The organism is Balneolaceae bacterium (assembly GCA_034521445.1).
Classification (GTDB): domain Bacteria; phylum Bacteroidota; class Rhodothermia; order Balneolales; family Balneolaceae; genus JAXHMM01.
The window spans coordinates 1-15,176 of sequence record JAXHMM010000017.1 but is presented as its reverse complement, the minus strand read 5'-3'; the positions used below and the strand labels follow the sequence as shown (position 1 = coordinate 15,176).

The window sequence follows — 15,176 nt, the reverse complement described above, 5'->3', positions numbered from 1 at the left end:
TTGCCTGCCTGATTGTTGTGGCATGGTTATTCGTAGGTGGTCAGATAGCCGGCGCACAGGAGTTGGAGATATCCTTCCAAGAGGTCATGGTTATAGGCCAGGATGAGAACGCCCCCGAGGAGTACATGATCGCCAACCCACTGCATGTGACCACGGACACCGTGGGTCGCATCTACCTGGCGGGCCAGGATCTGTCCATCCGGGTTTTCTATTCAGAGGGAAATTTTATCACCCGGTTTGGTGGCCGGGGCCGGGGACCCGGGGAGTTCCTGGATATGGACGAGATGACCATAGGGAAGGACGGAGAACTCATTGCACTGGACACGCGGTCCCAGCGCATCACATATTTTTATGAACTGGGAGAAAGTCACCGGTCACACAGCTTCAAGTCAGACTGGTCGGGCGGCCACAATATCGTCCCCATCGACGACTCAACGCTGGCGGTGACAGCTAAAGACTACCGGGGAGAAGTAGGTTCCGACAGAGTCGAAGAGATGGACAACAGGGTCATTAAATTCATGTCCCGGGATCTGGACACCCAGTATCACGGCGTGTTGGATATATATGAAAAGATGTGGGATCCCGACCTGCTCATCGAACGGCGTATTGCCCGTTCACCAAACCACTATAACATGGCAGGTCTCCCCGGCAATCAGCTTGCCTTCACCCACCGGGTATTCAAGGGAACCCTTTTCATGATCAACTATACCTATCTTGAGGACAAATTGCAGACCACCGTTCAGGGGATCAACAGCCGCTTTTCAAACCCCACACCCTACCGGCAGCTCGATCAGGATGTAGATTTCTTTGAAATGGCGCGCAAGGTGCATGGTATGATCAGTGGAGGGGATCCGGCAGGTTCATACCGCTACCAGATGTTGTTGCAAAGCAATCATCTTTTCGCCAACGATGAGTGGCTTTTTCATTTCGTTACAGTGGCCGAAGGAAACGATGCAGACTACTACCTGGAACTGTTCGATGCCGAGACGGGCGCCTACGTCGGGTATTCGCAGATTGACGACGATTTCACCATGAGACAGGAATTCTACACGGTCTTTCATCCGAAACATATAGACGACCGGAACCAACTCTACTTTTTCGACCGCTCCGGCGATGTTCCGGTCCTTCGGGTGACCCGCATTCATATTGAGTAAGAATGAAGGATTTTCGCAGCGTACGTCAGTTTCCGTCCGGCAGCAGCTGGGCCTCGGAGTAGCGGCCGGCATCGAAAAAGTCCTCCGCAAAGTTGCGCAGCCCTTCGGCATCCACGCCGTCAATGTTTTCCACCAGCTCGTCCAGGGTCACAAAACGCTCGAAATAGAGCTCGCTCTTGGCCAGGCGTGACATGCGGTTGCTCATGCTCTCCAGCGAGAGCATAAGCTTGCCCTTGAGCTGGGCCTTGGCTTCGGCCAGCTCCTGCTCGCCCACCTTTTCGCTTCGCAGGCGGTCCAGCTCACGAACGATCAGCTCCCGTACATGATCCACGTAGTCACGGTCTGTACCAACGTAGACCCCGAACAGACCCGAGTCGCTGTAGGACTGGTTAAAGGTGGTGATGGAGTAGCAGTAGCCGTATTTCTCGCGCACGTTCTGGTGCAGCCGCGAGCTCATCCCCCCTCCCAGGATGGTGTTGGCCATCAGCAGCTTGTACTTGTCCTCGTGATCGTAGTTGAGTCCGCGTCGTCCCATTATGAGATGGGTCTGCTCGATGTCCTTGGTCAGCTGCAGTCGGTCCTGTTCGTAGCCGGTAAGCGGCTGATTCTCCGTCTCGGTGGCTTCACGCTCCAGGTCACCGAAATATCCTTCCACCAGCTCCACCACCCGTTCATGCTCCATGTTGCCAGAGACGGCCACGATCAAGTTGTCTGGACGGTAGCGCTCGGCCATGTAGTCGTAGAGGTCCTGCCGGCTGAAGGCCGATACCGTCTCCTCGAAGCCGATGATGGGCCGTCCCAGGGGATGTCCCTTAAACATGGCATTGCTGAACTCCTCGAAGAGATAGTCGTCCGGAGAATCGCGGTACATTTTCATCTCCTCGATAACCACCTTCTTCTCCTTGGCGATCTCCTCCTCAGGGAAGGACGGGTGCAGCACCATGTCGGAAAGCACGTCCAGCGCCCGCTCCATCTGCGAGTTGAGGCATCGGGAGTAGTAGCAGGTGTATTCGGAAGAAGTGAAGGCATTCAGGTAGCCCCCTACCGACTCCATGCTCATGGCGATGTCGTAGGAGGAGCGGCTCTCGGTGCCCTTGAAAAGCATGTGCTCCAGAAAGTGGGTAATGCCCGCGCGCCGGTCGCTCTCGTTTCGGCTGCCGGTCTTCACCCAGATGCCGACGGAGACGCTCTTGATGCTGGGCACCTGTTCGGTGACCACTTTGAGTCCGTTTTCCAGGGTGGTTTTGCCAACAAAGTCTAGTTCCTCGGCGGATCGTTTGGGGGTCATGATGGAATCGATACATCTTTTATGTGCATGTGTGTCAGGCCGCGCGGGCATAACTCACGGGAGAAGGTTATGGTATGCAGGCTGTCCCGCATAGAAAAACGCCACCCCGGCAATACCAGGATGGCGCTGAACAGAATGCGGTGACGGCAATTATTCGCCGTCCTTGGGAATCAGGGCCTTGCGGGAGAGACGCAGCTTACCGCCGTGCTCCACCTTGAGGAGTTTGACTTCCAGCTCGTCGCCTACTGAAAGGACATCGCTGACGTTGTCCACGTGTGTGTGATTGATCTCAGAGACGTGCAACAGTCCGTCCTTGCCCGGTACGATCTCCACGAAAGCGCCGTATTCCTCTGATGGCCTTAACGGTGCCCTTGTAGGTGGCTCCCTCATCGAGGTGACCCACGATACCCTGGATCCGTTTCTTGGCCTCCTCGGCTTTGTCAAGACTGTCGGCCGTGATGGTGATCATGCCCTTGCGGCGCTCTTCGTCCTCCTCGACCCAGATCTCGGTGTCGGTCTCCTTCTGCAGAGTCTGGATGACCTTGCCGCCCGGACCGATCACTGCGCCGATGTCATCGGCTTCGATCTCCATATTGATGAACTGCGGCGCGTAGGGGGAAATCTCATCAGCCGGCTGCGATATGGTTTCAGCCATCTTGCCGAGAATATGCATGCGTCCCTGGTGGGCCTGTTCCAGTGCCTTTTCAAGCACCTCGAAAGAGATGCCCTGCACCTTCATGTCCATCTGGCATGCGGTGATGCCGTCGGCCGATCCGGCGGTCTTGAAGTCCATGTCGCCCATGAAGTCCTCCTCTCCGCGGATGTCAGACAGTACCACAGATTCGTCCTCGCCCACGATCATGCCCATGGCGATTCCGGCCACCGGCTTCTTCAGCGGCACGCCGGCGTTCATCAGGGCCATGGAGCCTCCGCAAACGGAGGCCATGGAAGACGAGCCGTTCGATTCGGTAATGTCGGAAATGACGCGGATTACATAGCCGAATTCCTCGAAGGATGGCATCAGTTTTTTGAGTGCGCGTTCGGCCAGATGGCCGTGGCCGATCTCACGCCGACCAGGACCACGCAGGAAGCGCGCCTCGCCCACACAGTAAGGCGGGAAGTTGTAGTGCAGGTAGAACTGTTTGTCTTCCTCCACCATCAGAGTGTCGATGGACTGTGCATCCTGCTTGGTGCCCATGGTGATAGAAACAAGGGCCTGAGTCTCACCTCGGGTAAAGATGGCAGAACCGTGCGTGCGGGCCAGGTAACCCACTTCGGTCCAGATATCACGAATGTCTTCCGGTGCACGCCCGTCGATGCGTTCTTTCTTGTTGAGAATGAGGCTCGGAGCTCTTCTTTCTCGATGTTCTTGCAGAACTCCTTGATGGCGTCAGCCTCCTCTTCGAATTCCTCGATGGCGGTGAGCTCCTCGACCACGGACTCCTTGGCCTCTTTGAGCCGTTTGGAGTATTCCTCTTTGCCGAGTCCGGTGGTGACCACGTCGCGGATCTTCGGACGAGCGTTTTCCTCAACCTTCTGCTTGAGGGTCTCGTCTACAGGATCAGGTTCGTAGTCCCGTTTCTCCTTGCCGAATTCCTCGCGAAGCTCTTCCTGGAAAGCACAAAGTTTCTGGATGGCCTCGTGGCCGGCCTTGATGGCTCCCAGCATCTCCTTCTCGGAAATTTCGTCGGCCTCGCCCTCGATCATGATCACGCTCTCGGCGGTACCGCTTACGATCAGGTCTAAATCACTCTCTTTCAGCTCGCTGACCGTGGGATTGATAATGAACTCCCCTTCTATGCGTCCCACGCGAACCATGGCGGTCGGACCCTGAAAGGGGGCGTCCGAGAGGTGCATGGCTGCCGAGGCGCCCACACCTCCCAGCACGTCACCGTCGTTCTCCCCGTCAGAGGAAAGGACGGCGCAGATGGCCTGTGTCTCGCATCGGAATCCGTCGGGAAAGAGGGGGCGCAGTGTACGGTCAATAAGCCTGCTGGAGAGAATCTCTTTGTCGGAGGGGCGTCCCTCACGCTTGATGAAACCGCCGGGAAATTTGCCGGCCGCGGAAAAACTTTCACGCAGGTCTACCGTCAGTGGGAAAAAGTTCATGCCCGGCTTGGGATCTTTTTCGCAAACTGCGGTGCAGAGCAGCATGGTGTCACCCATGCGGATCACAACGGCCCCGTCGGCCTGCTTGGCGATGCGTCCGGTTTCAATGGAGATGGTTTTTCCGGGAGCGAATTCACAGGTTCTGAAATCTGATTTCATCGTAATGGGTCTTCTTTTCTGTTCGGTTAAATGAGGAATCGGTTTCCGATCGCACCCTGTCGGCTAGTATGCTGCCGGCAATCATAAGGGGGATCAATCGGATGGGCCGGGAAATCCCCCGTTCGGTGCGGATACGAAAAAAGGCACGCCGTTGAGACGTGCCTTCATGTGGGCTACTTGCGAATACCCAGGTCGCTGATGAGCGAACGGTAGGCCTCGATATCATTCTTGGCCAGGTAGTTCAGCAGGCGCCGGCGTTTCCCGACCATTTTGAGCAGGCCCCGGCGCGAAGCGTGATCCTGCGGATGGTCCTTGAGGTGTTCGGTGAGATCGGCGATACGTTCGGTGAATATAGCGATCTGGGCTTCGGTCGATCCGGTGTTCTCCGCGGAGCCACCGTACTTCTCGATTATCTCTTCCTTGCGTTCCTTGGTAATCGTCATGTGTATGTTTTGGTCCTTTCGTCGGGTACGTACATTTCTTCGTGGTTTACAGCCACCAAAGATAAACGAAATGGGGTAATTATACAATTTATACTCAATCCTGCTTCGCCTCGTGGAGGATGGCGAGCGCGTCTTCTCTGTCGGACTCCAGCCGGGCCACCAGCTCCTCCACCCCGTCGAATTTCATCTCGTCGCGGATGCGCTCGATGAAGCGTACCTGTATGCTCTTGCCGTAGATCTCCTCCTCAAAGTCAAAAAGGTGGACTTCCAGCACACGCTGCTGTCCCTCAAAGGTGGGACGTACGCCGATATTCATCATACCCCCGTACCAGTCGCCCTCCACCCGAACCCTGACGGCATAGACCCCGTCGTGTGGCACTATCTTGCGCTGGTCTTCCGGCAGTAGGTTGGCCGTGGGAAAACCGATTTCCTTGCCGCGTTTGTCGCCGTGCACCACCATGCCGTTGAGGCGGTAGGGACGCTGCAGGAATTTCGCTGCCTGGCGAACATTTCCCACCTCGCTGAGGGCCCGACGGATCGCCGTGCTGCTGACGGTGCGCTCGCCCACCTCCTGCTTGGAAATCACATAGGTTTCGAAGTCCAGTTTCTTTCCCAGTTTCTCCACCGTTTCAATCGTTCCCTCGCGGTCACGCCCGAAGTGGTGGTCATAGCCGATCACAAACTCGCTCACCCCGATCTTCCGGTGAATGACATCCTCGATAAACTCCTCGGAGGAGAGCAGAGAGAAGTCGCGATCGAAGGGTATGACCACCATGCAGTCCACCCCCAACTCTTCCAGGATTTCCCGGCGATCGGTGAGTGAAGTCAACAGTTTGATTCCGGCATCGCCGGGGTTGATAATCTCGCGGGGATGAGGGTCGAAGGTGACAATTACGCTTCGCGCACCGTGTTTCTTCGTCTTTTCCACCACGGTGTCGATCAGCACCCGGTGTCCTGCATGCACCCCGTCAAAAGTGCCAACCGTCAGAACGGTGTCTGGGTCCCTTTCCACGTCGTCCAGGTATACAAGTTCAGTCATTTTTAAGTCTGATAAGTCTTAAAGTCGGAAAGTCTAGAAGTCGGCCGTTATTTTTCTTCTACGTCGAAGATGTCGCGGAGCTGCGCCACCGAGAGGGCGTCTTCGTTGGAGAACTCCCCGATGCGTTCGCGCACCAGACTGCCGAGACGGGCCGCTGATCGAGGGCCCGACCCAGGTCGTGGGCGATGGAACGTACGTAGGTTCCCTTCCCGCACCTTATATATAACTTAATTACCGGCAGTCTGCATTCCAGCAGTCGCAACTCGTGCACGGTTACAACGCGCGGCTTGCGCTCCACCTCCTTGCCCTGTCGCGCCAGCTTATAGAGGGGTTGTCCCTTGTGCTTGACTGCAGAGTACATGGGAGGATACTGAATAATATCGCCGGTGAAAGCTTCCTCCATCTTGTCGGCAATACGCTCCCCGGTAAGGTGCTGCCATGGCGCCTCTTCGGTCACCTCCGTCTCCGCATCATAGCTGGCGGTAGCCGCCCCAAAGGTCACCTCCCCGACGTAGACTTTCTCCAGGACCTGAATTTGCTGGATGGATTTGGTGCCGCGGCCGCAACAGAGCACCAGTAGACCGGTGGCCATGGGATCAAGTGTCCCCGCATGACCGATCTTGCGCATATCCAGGCAACGGCGCAGCAACTTGACCACTTCAAAAGAGGACCAGCCCGCTGGCTTGTCTACCAGGAAGGCGGCTCCGCCCTGGAAGTGAAAGTTGGGATCGGGCGGGCGGCGGGCGCTGAAGACGGGAAGTTCGGAAAGGGGGATGGCTTTGGCCATGCGGGAATATCTATTCCTCCTGGTCGGAGGCGCTCCCGGGCGAATCCTCTCCCCCGGATTCCTTGCCTCGCTGCTGCCGCTCCTTGCGAATTTCCGAGAAAAGGTTTTCCATCCGGTTCACGTACTCGGCAGTCTCGTCTTTGACGAAATGCAGCTCGGGAATGCGTCGAACCTGGTGGCGTATCCTGGAAGCCAACTCATGACGTATTTCGGAGTTGTGCTCCTCCATATTCTTAAAGATGGCGTCGTCATCCTTTCCGGGCGCGAAGATACTGAGAAAGACCTTGGCGATGAGCAGGTCGTCGGTGACTCGCACCTTCGTAACAGCGATAAAGGAACCGCTCCGCTGGTAACTTTTCTGGATAATTTCTCCCAGGTCGCGCTGTATAACTGCGCCCAGGCGTTCGGTTCGGACACTCATGCCGCTATTCGATATCTTCCAGGTTCTTGGCGTCTTCCAGGCTGCGCTTCTCTTCGACCATGGTGTAGTTCTCGATGACGTCGCCCACTTTGATGTCGTTGTAGTTGACGATGCTGATGCCGCATTCGTAACCGGTCTGCACCTCCTTGACGTCGTCCTTGAAACGCTTCAGGGAGTCGATTTCCCCGTCGTAAATGACGACTCCGTCTCTCACGACGCGGACGGGGTTGTTTCGATGAATCTTGCCTTCGGTCACGTAGCAGCCTGCAATGGTGCCCACCTTGGAGACCTTGAATATCTCGCGGACTTCGGCGTTTCCGAGCAGTTTCTCGCTGATTTCCGGCGAGAGCAGGCCCTCCATGGCGTCGCGCACTTCGTCGACTGCGTCGTAGATGACGCTGAAGAGCCGGACATCGATCTCCTCCTCTTCGGCGGTGCGGCGCGCATTGGCCGAGGGCCGCACCTGGAAGCCGATAATGATGGCTTCGGAAGCGGAGGCAAGCAACACATCCGATTCGGTGATAGCGCCCGCGCCGGTGTGAATGATGTTCACGCCGACCTCGTCAGTGCTCAGTTTCTGCAATGCCCCGGAAAGAGCCTCGATGGAGCCGTCCACGTCGGCCTTGATGATGATGTTGAGCTCGGAGACCTCGCCCAGCGCCATGCGTCGGCTGAGATCGTCCAGCGTAAGATGTTTGGTGCGGCGAAGCTGCTGTTCGCGGCGGATCTGCGAGCGCTGGTTGGCCACTTCCTTAGCGGATTTTTCATCGGCGGCCACCACCAGCTTGTCGCCGGCCTGGGGAATGTCGTCAAGACCCATAAGTTGCACGGGAGTCGAGGGGCCGGCCTCCTCAACGCGAGTGCCATGTTCATTTTCCATGGCACGTACGCGACCGAAGCATGAGCCCGCCACAAAGGCATCGCCCACGTGCAGAGTGCCATTCTGCACCAGGATATTAGCCACTACACCCTTGCCCTTGTCCACACGGGCTTCCAGCACCACGCCGTCGGCGCGGCGGTCGGGGTTGGCTTTCAATTCCATGAGATCGGCTTCGATGAGGACTTTCTCAAGCAGATCGTCGATACCCTCACCGGTCTTGGCGGAGACTTCGGCGCTTTGGCTCTCGCCGCCGTATTCCTCAACGATTACGTCGTGTTCAGCGAGTTGATTCTTGATCTTGTCGGGGTTGGCACCCTCCAGGTCCATTTTGTTGATGGCCACGATAATAGAGACGCCAGCGGCCTTGGCGTGGTTAATGGCCTCAATGGTCTGAGGCATCACCGCATCGTCAGCAGCCACCACCAGGATCACAATGTCAGTAGCTTGGGCGCCGCGCGAGCGCATGGCGGTAAAGGCCTCGTGGCCCGGGGTATCCAGGAAGGTAATGTGGCGACCGTCTTCAGTCATAATTTCGTAGGCGCCCACATGCTGGGTAATGCCTCCCGCCTCGCCGGCAGCTACACGGGTCTTACGGATATGGTCCAGCAGGGAGGTTTTCCCATGGTCCACGTGTCCCATTACCGTAATAATGGGCGCGCGCGGCTGAAGATCTTCGGGATCGTCCTCCTCCAGTTCGATCTCCTCGATGGCCTCATCGGCATCTACGAATTCCACCTCGCGACCAAACTCCTCAGCCACCAACTCAATAGTGCTGGCGTCCAGGCGCTGGTTGATCGAGACCATCATGCCCAGGTTCATACAGGTCGTAATCACCTCATTGGCCTTCACCCCAAGCTCCTCAGCCAAGTCACTCACGGTAATAAATTCGGTAACCTCGAGGATCTGCTCTTCGAACTCTTCCAGTTCGGCCTGCATCTGCTCCTCCTCTTCACGCTCCTCACGCCGCTGTCGGCGGCGTTTCTGCCGGCGGGAGCCCACAGTCTCGGACTGCTGCATCTTGTGCATAGTCTCCTTGAGCTTCTCCTCGACGTCGTCTTCGGCAGGTCCGCCCCGGCTCTTGCGTTTTTTCTTTTTCTTGGTCTTGGAGGAGCTTGACTTGTCGCTGTCGGAGTCCTTAAGGTCTTTCTTGCGCTTGCGCTTCTTGCGGCGCTTGATCTGCTTGTTTTCCTCGTCGATCTCAACCTTGCCAAGCACCTTGGTGCCCTTGAGCTTGCCGGCTCGGCCACGGATGACCATCTCCTCGTCGATGCCGTCATCCTCTTTCTCGTCTTCCTCCGACTCCTCGACTTCCTGACTTTCCGACTCTTCGACTTCGTCCGACTCCTCGACTTCGGACTTTTCGACTTCGTCCGACTCCTCGACTTCCTGACTTTCAGACTCTTCGACTTTTTGACTTTCCGACTCCTCGACTTCGGACTCTTCGACTTCGTCCGACTCCTCGACTTCAGGACTTTCCGACGATCTTCGACTTCGGACTCCTCGACTTCCTCCGACTTTTCGACTTCCTGACTTTCCGACTCTTCGACTTTTGGACTTTCCGACTCTTCGACTTGTGGTTTCAGGCCCGCAATGGTGCCGTCGTCCCCGTCCTGTGGCTCGAGGGGCATCTCCTCTTCATCCTGCGGCTGCAGAAAATCATCGATGGAGACGGTTTCGTTACGGCTCTGACGAATCTGATTACGACGGCTTTCGTACTGCTCTCTCGCCTTTTCATGTTCACGGCTCTTCTCCTTGTCGGAACCGTACTCCTCCTCCAGCACCTCGTACATATCCGAGGTGATCTTCGAGTTGGGCTTGTTGGCGATTTCAATGCCCTCTTCGGCAAGTGCATCCACAATGGACTGTGTCGACACATTGAACTCGGATGCGACCTTGAATAACTTTTGGGGCTTGTCGTTCTGCGGCATAAAGGGTGTTCGTGAAACGCTCTGTTTACTTGCTATTTAATCCTATAGGCCATCCTTTGAAAGGTATAAGGTTCGGCGGTATAAGGGCAAATTTAGTTTGTTTCTAGCGATCCTCGTCATCGAACTCATAGGCGATGATATCGAGGATGCGTTCGGCCTCCTCCTCGCTGATCCTTCCTTCGGTACGGCGGACGATCTCTTCCTCATCAAGTTCAAGCACCTGGCGGGCGGTGTCACAGCCGATCTCGTGGAGGATTTCGATAACCTCCTCACCGAAATCGATTTCAAATTCTTTCAGATCAATGTCGTCCTCCTCCTCCACCTCCCGGTAGACGTCGATTTCACAGTCGGTTAGCATAGAGGCCAGTCGGATGTTTACACCGCCCTTTCCTATAGCTTTGGAGACCTCGTCCGCCGGCACCAGCACCTTCGCATGCTTGCCGTCCTCACTTAGTTCAACGTTCAGTACCTTGGCCGGCTGCAGGGCCCGTTTGATAAACTCGAACTTATCGTCGGTCCAGTTGAATCACGTCGATGTTTTCGTTCTGCAGCTCCCGTACGATGGCGTGAATACGAATGCCTTTCATGCCCACGCAAAGCTCCCGACGGGATCTACACGTTCGTCGTGCGACATCACCGCCACCTTGGACCGGTCGCCCGGCTCGCGGGCGATGCGTACCAGGTCGATGATACCGTCGTAGACCTCAGGGTATTTCGTTCTCGAAGAGGCGCTCCAGGAAGAGCGACGAGGTGCGCGAGACGATCACTGAGGGGATTGCCGTTGTAGCGTTTAACTTCCTTGACAACGGCACGTATGGTATCACCCTTGCGGTAACGGTCCTTGTAAATTTGTTCGCCCTTGGGCATCACCAGCTCCACGCCGTTGTGGTTGACCAGCATTTCACGATTGCGGATCTGGTAGACGTCTCCAAGTACGATCTCGCCCACGCGGTCGGAGTATTCCTCGAAAATGTTGTCCTTCTCGATTTCACGGATGCGCTGGGCCAGCTGCTGGCGCGCCATCATCACGGCACGCCGGCCGAAGTCCTGGATGGAAAGTTCCTGGGCGAACTCGTCGTACAGCTCCAGATCCGGGTCGTGCTTATGGGCTTCCTCCACGGTGATCTCGGACACTTTGTCCGTGAGTTCCTCTTCGGGCACAACCTCTCGCACGTGCAGAACCTGAATATCACCGCGATCGGCGTTAATAATCACTTCAAAAGCGTCGTCCGAGCCGTATTTCTTCTGGATCATGGTGCGAAACACGTCCTCCAGAATCGACAGCAGCAGGTCCTTGTTGATGTCCTTGTTCTTGGCAATCTCCGCGAAGGACTGGATGATCTGCTTGGAAATATCGTTTGACATTGCGTGGGTCCTCTGGATTTTTTGAATCTAAATCGATGGAATTATTTTCGTCTCGACGACCTGCTCGAAAGGTATTTTCAAGCGGTTTCCCTCCTCTTTTTCCAGGCTTATAGCGTCGTCGGAAATTTCGCTCGGGACTGCCCTTCCGCCGTCTCGTGCGCAGGAGCCCTCCTCGGAACGGAACTCTGACGCGTGACTTTCGCCCCTTGTTTTTGGGGTACTGCCGTCGGTCGGACAGCGGTCGGCTTGAGTCCCGGCGAGGAGACGTTGAGCCGGTAACCAGCCTCGAAAATATCGCTGGGCGTCCAGCAAAAAACCGAGCTCATTGCTCAGCCTGGCGCACTCATCCATATTCACGCCTTTCTCCTCGGCGTCCACTGTACCGACCAGACGCACAGGGGTGTTGCCCCCCTTGAGCTCCACATCTACGAGGAAGAATTCCGAGTCGGCCAGGACCGTCTCGGCAAGCTCCGAAATTGTTTGTACGGTTTTATTGGACACGTATTTCCCGGTTACAGGTACAAAAAAAAGTGAGAACCTCTCGGCGCTCACTTTACAGCAGTTGAAGTTAGCCTTAATACGGCTAAAATACAACTCTGGATTGCCCCCGGACATTCCGTGCAGCCCCGCCATTAAGCATTCCGGCTCCCTGCCGAATGGTTCTTGAAATATTGATAAATCCTTATGATCCTTCGCCCAGATTTATATTTTAGCAGTGTCGACGCTTGAAATCGCAATCAACGCAGATCCCATGCGCATTTTTACCTCTCTCCTTCTTTCGATGCTCTTCCTGCCGCTTGGCTATGGCGCCGCCCAGGACGTACAGGTGCGTGCCACCACGTCCCAGGAACGCGCCCAGTCCATCGAACACCGCCACGACATGCGGGCCAATTCCATCTTCCGCGAATATCCCGTACGCAACGATCGGACCGTGGTCATGAGCGCCAGGGTCACCGACATTGCCGTCTACGTGGACAATCCGCGCCATCTTCGTGGCCTACGCCTCGGGCGGGATCTTTGAATCGACTAACAGCGGCAATACCATGAGCCCGATCTTTGACCACCAGGGCACGCTCACCATGGGCGATATCGCCATCTCGGAAGCCGACGGGCAGATACTCTGGGCAGGTACCGGCGAAAACAACAGCAGCCGCTCAAGCTACGCCGGCACGGGCGTCTACAAAAGCAGCGACGGCGGAGAGAGCTGGGAGTTCGCCGGCCTACGCGGCTCACAGCACATCGGGCGTATCATCACGCACCCTGATAATCCCGACATCGCCTGGGTGGCCAGCCAGGGTCCCCTCTACTCCATAAACGACGTGCGCGGCGTCTACAAGACCACGGACGGGGGTGAGACCTGGAACCGTACCTTGACGCCGGCCGACAGCACAGGGGTCATCGACCTGGTTCGCCACCCCGGGAATCCCGACATCCTCTGGGCCTCTACCTGGCAGCGCTTTCGCCAGGCCTGGAACTTCCAGGAAGGCGGCGAAGGTTCCGCCATCTGGAAATCCACCGACGGGGGCGAGAGCTGGCAGCGCGCCATGGAGGGCTTTCCCAGCCACGCCGACGTGGGACGCATAGGGCTGGACGTGAGCCAATCCAACCCCGACATGCGTCTACGCCTTCCTGGACAACCAGAAGGAGTCGCGCACCAGGGAGGACCGCAACGATGATCAGCTCTACCAGGAAGATTTTGTGGAGATGAGCGAGGAGGAGTTCCTGGCGTTGGACAACGAAAAGCTCAATGGATACCTTCGGCGCAACGGCTTCCCCCAGAAGCACACCGCAGAGCACGGTAAAGGGAGATGTACGCAACGGCGAGTATCGAGCCCCGCGCCCTCTCCGACTACCTGGGCGACGCCAACGAGGCCCTTTTCGACACCGAAATCACGGGCGCGGAAGTCTACAAGTCCACTGACGGAGGCATGTCGTGGAGCAAGACGCAGAACTACGATCTGCCCGGGATCATCAACACCTACGGCTACTACTTCGGCGAGATCCGCGTCTCCCCCTCCGATCCCGACGTGGTCTACATCCTGGGCGTTCCCATTCTCAAATCGACCGACGGGGGACAGACCTGGTTCGAGATTGCCGAGAATCAGCCGGTGCACGTGGACCATCACGCCATGTGGATCAATCCGAACGATTCGGAGCACCTGTTCCTGGGCAACGACGGCGGACTCTACGAGAGTCACGACGGCGGCATCAACTTTATCCACCACAACACCTCCTCCGTGGGACAGTTCTATTCGGTGGAGGTGGACATGGAGGAGCCCTACAACATTTACGGGGGACTCCAGGACAACGGCGTCTACTACGGCTCCTCCCAGGGATCGCCGGATGACCAGGACTACTGGGAGAGCCTGTTTGGAGGCGACGGCATGCACGTGGCGGTGGATCCCCGCAACTCCGACCGCATCTATACCGGCTTCCAGTTCGGCAACTACTACCGCCTCGAGCAGGGGGAGGACGGCCAGACGGCCAGCATCACCCCCTCCCACGAACTGGGCGAGGACCGCTACCGCTACAACTGGAACACTCCCATCGAGATGTCCAACCACAACCCTGACATCATCTACTTCGGCTCGCAGAAGGTGAACCGATCCTTCGACCGGGGCAACAACTGGGAGACCATCAGTCCCGATCTTACTCACAACCTGCCCAGCGGCAACGTGCCCTACTCCACCCTGACCACCATCTCCGAATCGCCGGTCAATTTCGAGGTGATCTGGGCCGGCAGCGACGACGGCATGGTGCATGTGACGCGCGACGGCGGGGAGAGCTGGCAGCGGGTATCGGACGAGCTGCCCCAGCGACGCTGGGTCAGCCAGGTGCACGCCTCCGAACACGATGCCGGCACCGCCTACGTCTCCCTCAACGGCTACCGCTACGACGAGTTCGTCACCTACCTTTACAAGACCGAAGACTACGGGCAGAGCTGGACCGACATCTCCGGCAACCTGCCCGAGGATGTGGTAAACGTTATCGTGCAGGACCCTGAGAAGCCCGACATTCTCTACGCGGGACAGGATCACGGCACCTTCGTGAGCTTTGACGACGGACAGCGGTGGCACCTGCTCAACGGCATACCCAGACGCAGCCTCCTACGACATGCTGGTCCACCCTCGTGACCTGGACCTTGTGGTCGGTACCCACGGACGCAGCATCTACGTATCCGACGTGGAGCCCATTCATACCGTAAGCGAACATCTCGAGGATGAGATCTTTGTCTTCGAGCCCGAATCGGTGGAGCACGACGGCGACTGGGGCGAGCAGGACGTCGGCTATGAGCCTCCTGAGATGCCCTCCACCGAATGGATGTACTGGGTGGGCAACGAGGGCGCCGAAGGCGACCAGGTTACCATCACCGTAGCCGACAGCACAGGCAGCGCGGTGGCCGAAATCACCGACACCGCCAACTACGGCTTCAACCGCTACAGCTGGGACCTGATGACCGGAGAAGATTCCTACATCGGACCCGGCACCTACACCCTCAACTTCGAAATCAACGGAGCTACGCATGAACGCACTTTGGAAATCAGTGCTGATAACGGCGGTCCTGGCAATTGGAATCAGCGCATGTTCGGATCGCCGGACGAA

General features: G+C 57.0%; 17 protein-coding genes and 1 pseudogene. 5 read left to right on the top strand and 13 right to left on the bottom strand.

Going from position 1 to position 15,176, the window contains the following annotated elements; genetic code table 11:
• Nucleotides 1-86: 86 nt before the first annotated feature.
• Nucleotides 87-1,154 (top strand): 6-bladed beta-propeller, encoded by a 1,068-nt coding sequence (locus U5K31_13915; protein MDZ7773816.1) that lies wholly within the window; start codon nucleotides 87-89, stop codon nucleotides 1,152-1,154.
• A gap of 25 nt (nucleotides 1,155-1,179) precedes the next feature.
• On the opposite strand, the gene U5K31_13910 is transcribed toward U5K31_13915, so the two are convergent.
• From U5K31_13910 to U5K31_13850, 13 genes and pseudogenes are all read right to left on the bottom strand, one after another.
• Entirely contained in the window at nucleotides 1,180-2,442 is a 1,263-nt protein-coding gene (locus tag U5K31_13910; protein ID MDZ7773815.1) for a pitrilysin family protein, read from the bottom strand.
• Nucleotides 2,443-2,592: 150 nt separating this feature from the next.
• Nucleotides 2,593-2,832, bottom strand: a complete 240-nt coding sequence (locus tag U5K31_13905) for a S1 RNA-binding domain-containing protein (GenBank protein MDZ7773814.1) — start codon at nucleotides 2,830-2,832, stop codon at nucleotides 2,593-2,595.
• Nucleotides 2,732-3,760 (bottom strand): polyribonucleotide nucleotidyltransferase, encoded by a 1,029-nt coding sequence (locus U5K31_13900; protein MDZ7773813.1) that lies wholly within the window; start codon nucleotides 3,758-3,760, stop codon nucleotides 2,732-2,734. The genes U5K31_13905 and U5K31_13900 overlap by 101 nt, the downstream gene beginning before the upstream one ends.
• 35 nt (nucleotides 3,761-3,795) lie before the next feature.
• Nucleotides 3,796-4,710 (bottom strand): annotated as a pseudogene (locus tag U5K31_13895) (polyribonucleotide nucleotidyltransferase).
• 173 nt (nucleotides 4,711-4,883) lie between these two features.
• Nucleotides 4,884-5,153, bottom strand: coding sequence for a 30S ribosomal protein S15 (rpsO, locus tag U5K31_13890; protein ID MDZ7773812.1), 270 nt, complete (start codon nucleotides 5,151-5,153; stop codon nucleotides 4,884-4,886).
• A gap of 94 nt (nucleotides 5,154-5,247) precedes the next feature.
• On the bottom strand, nucleotides 5,248-6,192 hold the full coding sequence (locus U5K31_13885) for a bifunctional riboflavin kinase/FAD synthetase (GenBank protein MDZ7773811.1): 945 nt from the start codon (nucleotides 6,190-6,192) through the stop codon (nucleotides 5,248-5,250).
• A gap of 58 nt (nucleotides 6,193-6,250) precedes the next feature.
• The gene (gene truB, locus U5K31_13880; protein ID MDZ7773810.1) at nucleotides 6,251-6,979 is read right to left on the bottom strand and encodes a tRNA pseudouridine(55) synthase TruB; all 729 of its coding nucleotides are present in this window, start codon (nucleotides 6,977-6,979) and stop codon (nucleotides 6,251-6,253) included.
• Between the two features lie 10 nt (nucleotides 6,980-6,989).
• Nucleotides 6,990-7,400, bottom strand: a complete 411-nt coding sequence (rbfA, locus tag U5K31_13875; protein MDZ7773809.1) for a 30S ribosome-binding factor RbfA — start codon at nucleotides 7,398-7,400, stop codon at nucleotides 6,990-6,992.
• A 4-nt stretch (nucleotides 7,401-7,404) separates the two neighbouring features.
• A complete protein-coding gene (gene infB / locus U5K31_13870) occupies nucleotides 7,405-9,537 on the bottom strand; it encodes a translation initiation factor IF-2 (protein ID MDZ7773808.1) in 2,133 nt (710 codons plus the stop codon).
• Between the two features lie 774 nt (nucleotides 9,538-10,311).
• Nucleotides 10,312-10,629 (bottom strand): hypothetical protein, encoded by a 318-nt coding sequence (locus U5K31_13865; protein ID MDZ7773807.1) that lies wholly within the window; start codon nucleotides 10,627-10,629, stop codon nucleotides 10,312-10,314.
• A gap of 85 nt (nucleotides 10,630-10,714) precedes the next feature.
• Entirely contained in the window at nucleotides 10,715-10,795 is an 81-nt protein-coding gene (locus U5K31_13860) for a hypothetical protein (protein MDZ7773806.1), read from the bottom strand.
• A 46-nt stretch (nucleotides 10,796-10,841) separates the two neighbouring features.
• Nucleotides 10,842-11,573, bottom strand: a complete 732-nt coding sequence (locus U5K31_13855) for a NusA N-terminal domain-containing protein (protein MDZ7773805.1) — start codon at nucleotides 11,571-11,573, stop codon at nucleotides 10,842-10,844.
• Nucleotides 11,574-11,600: 27 nt separating this feature from the next.
• Complete coding sequence (locus U5K31_13850) at nucleotides 11,601-12,125, bottom strand: hypothetical protein (GenBank protein MDZ7773804.1); 525 nt, start codon at nucleotides 12,123-12,125, stop codon at nucleotides 11,601-11,603.
• Nucleotides 12,126-12,324: 199 nt separating this feature from the next.
• On the opposite strand from U5K31_13850, the gene U5K31_13845 reads away from it, so the two are divergent.
• The 4 genes from U5K31_13845 to U5K31_13830 all read left to right on the top strand — a co-directional run.
• Nucleotides 12,325-12,594, top strand: coding sequence for a hypothetical protein (locus U5K31_13845; protein ID MDZ7773803.1), 270 nt, complete (start codon nucleotides 12,325-12,327; stop codon nucleotides 12,592-12,594).
• Complete coding sequence (locus U5K31_13840; GenBank protein ID MDZ7773802.1) at nucleotides 12,566-13,249, top strand: hypothetical protein; 684 nt, start codon at nucleotides 12,566-12,568, stop codon at nucleotides 13,247-13,249. The genes U5K31_13845 and U5K31_13840 overlap by 29 nt, the downstream gene beginning before the upstream one ends.
• A 132-nt stretch (nucleotides 13,250-13,381) precedes the next feature.
• Nucleotides 13,382-14,707 (top strand): hypothetical protein, encoded by a 1,326-nt coding sequence (locus U5K31_13835; GenBank protein MDZ7773801.1) that lies wholly within the window; start codon nucleotides 13,382-13,384, stop codon nucleotides 14,705-14,707.
• Nucleotides 14,688-15,176 (top strand): hypothetical protein (locus tag U5K31_13830; protein MDZ7773800.1); only part of this gene is annotated, 489 nt, incomplete at its 3' end. The genes U5K31_13835 and U5K31_13830, both read left to right, overlap by 20 nt.